Genomic DNA, 831 nt, shown 5'->3' on the forward strand with positions numbered 1-831 from the left:
TTCGAAGAATTCCAGCGCTTCAAGACACATCCGGCGATCCGCGGCACCTTCGAAGGCGGCAAGCGCCTGTCCTATGGCGCCCGTGCCATCACCGAGGGCGGCTACCAGTCGGTGCCGAAGCTCTCCTTCCCCGGCGGGGCGCTGATCGGCTGTTCGGCCGGTTTCGTCAACGTGCCGCGCATCAAGGGCAGCCACAACGCGGTGCTGTCCGGCATTCTTGCCGCCGAAAAGCTTGCCGATGCGATTGCGGCAGGGCGCGCCAATGACGAGGTCATCGAGATCGAGAACGGCTGGCGCGACAGCGCCATCGGTCAGGACCTGAAGAAGGTCCGCAACGTCAAGCCACTGTGGTCGAAGCTCGGCACGGCGATCGGCGTCGCACTCGGCGGCCTCGACATGTGGACCAACACGCTGTTCGGCTTCTCCTTCTTCGGTACGCTGAAACACGGCAAGACCGACGCGCAGTCGCTGGAACCGGCCTCGATGCACAAGCCCATCGCCTATCCGAAGCCGGATGGCGTGCTGACCTTCGATCGTCTCTCCTCGGTGTTCCTGTCGAACACCAATCACGAGGAAGACCAGCCTGTGCACCTGAAGGTCAAGGACATGGACCTGCAAAAGCGCTCCGAATACGACGTCTATGCCGGGCCGTCGGCGCGCTACTGTCCGGCCGGCGTCTACGAATGGGTGGAGAAGGATGGCCAGCCGACCTTCGTCATCAACGCCCAGAACTGCGTCCACTGCAAGACCTGCGACATCAAGGACCCCAACCAGAACATCAACTGGGTCCCGCCGCAGGGCGGCGAAGGGCCGGTCTATCCGAACATGTGA

The 831-nt window shown here is 63.1% G+C and carries 1 protein-coding gene; it reads left to right on the forward strand.

What is annotated here, in order from left to right; genetic code table 11:
- Nucleotides 1-831 (forward strand): electron transfer flavoprotein-ubiquinone oxidoreductase (locus ACSQ2W_RS27330; protein WP_436089302.1); only part of this gene is annotated, 831 nt, incomplete at its 5' end.

The sequence above is a fragment of the Pararhizobium sp. LjRoot255 genome, assembly GCF_964252905.1.
GTDB lineage: Bacteria > Pseudomonadota > Alphaproteobacteria > Rhizobiales > Rhizobiaceae > Pararhizobium.